The sequence below is a fragment of the Paracraurococcus lichenis genome, assembly GCF_030657435.1.
Lineage (GTDB): Bacteria > Pseudomonadota > Alphaproteobacteria > Acetobacterales > Acetobacteraceae > Paracraurococcus > Paracraurococcus lichenis.
Map to the genome: position 1 here is coordinate 1 of NZ_JAUTWS010000299.1, position 1,350 is coordinate 1,350.

1 protein-coding gene is annotated in these 1,350 nt (G+C 68.1%); it reads left to right on the plus strand.

Features of this window, described 5'->3' with window-relative positions; translation table 11 throughout:
* Nucleotides 1-98 precede the first annotated feature (98 nt).
* Nucleotides 99-1,295, plus strand: coding sequence for an IS256 family transposase (locus Q7A36_RS39820; protein ID WP_305109325.1), 1,197 nt, complete (start codon nt 99-101; stop codon nt 1,293-1,295).
* Nucleotides 1,296-1,350: the final 55 nt, after the last annotated feature.

A 1,350-nucleotide genomic window follows, 5' to 3' on the forward strand; every position in this document is an offset into this window, starting at 1 on the left:
GCCACTTATCCCCAGCGGGCCGCCCGCGGGGGGTGGTCACCGTCGGTCTCCGGCTATGGTTCGAGTTGCGAGCCAGAACCTGGAGCACGGGGACGACGATGACCGACGACAAGATGGCGCTGCTGGAGCTGATTGAGAAGAACGCCGATACCGACCTGGTGCGCGAGATGCTGCATTTCGCCGCCGGACGGATGATGGAACTCGAGGTGCAGGCCTGCACCGGGGCGGCGCACGGGGTGCGCGATCCGAGCCGGCAGGTGCAGCGCAACGGCTATCGGGAGCGGGCCTGGGAGACCAGGGCGGGCCGGATCGAATTGGCGATCCCGCGGCTGCGGCGGGGCTCCTACTTTCCGTCCTTCCTGGAGCCCAGGCGGACGGCGGAGAAGGCGCTGACGGCGGTGATCCAGGAAGCGTACATCCACGGTGTCTCCACCCGGGCGGTAGATGACCTGGTCAAGGCGATGGGCGGCTCGGGCGTGTCCAAGAGCGAGGTCAGCCGGCTGGTGGAGGAGATCGACGGCCGGGTGAACGCCTTCCTCGCCCGCCCGATCGAGGGTGAGTGGCCGTATCTCTGGATCGACGCCACCTACGTGAAGGCGCGCGAGGGAGGTCGAATCGTTTCGACGGCGACGATAATCGCCGTTGGCGTGAACACCGATGGCCGGCGCGAGGTGCTCGGCGTCGCCACTGGCGCCTCGGAGGCGGAGGTGTTCTGGAAGGGGTTCTTGCGCTCGCTGGCCGACCGCGGCCTACGCGGGGTCAAGCTGGTGATCGCCGACGACCACAAGGGCCTGCGCGCTGCGGCCAGCAAGGTGTTCCACGCCAGCCTCCAGCGGTGCCGGGTGCATTGGATGCGCTCCGCCCTGGCCCACGTGCCGACCAAGCAGCGTCCGGCGGTCGTCGCCATGCTGAAGACCATCTTCGCTCAGGAGACCGCGGCCGACGCCAGGGCACAGTGGAACAGCGTCGCCGACGCGCTGCGCGAGCGCGCACCCAAGCTGGCCGCGCTGATGGACGAGGCGCGCGACGACGTGCTGGCCTACACGGCCTTTCCCAAGGAGCACTGGCCGCAGATCGCCAGCACGAACCCGCTCGAACGGCTCAACGGCGAGATCAAGCGTCGCACGGATGTGGTCGGCATATTCCCGAACGCGGCGGCAATTGTCAGGCTCGCGGGTGCACTCATGTTGGAGCAAAATGATGAGTGGGCTGTCGGCCGCCGCTACATGAGCATTGAAAGCCTGGCGGCGATCAGCGACGCTCCTCGGGTCAGCCTGCCAGCTGTGGCGGCCTGACCTCCTCGGACCAGCCGGGGATCGACGCTGCTACACCACGTGCCGGGACATGATC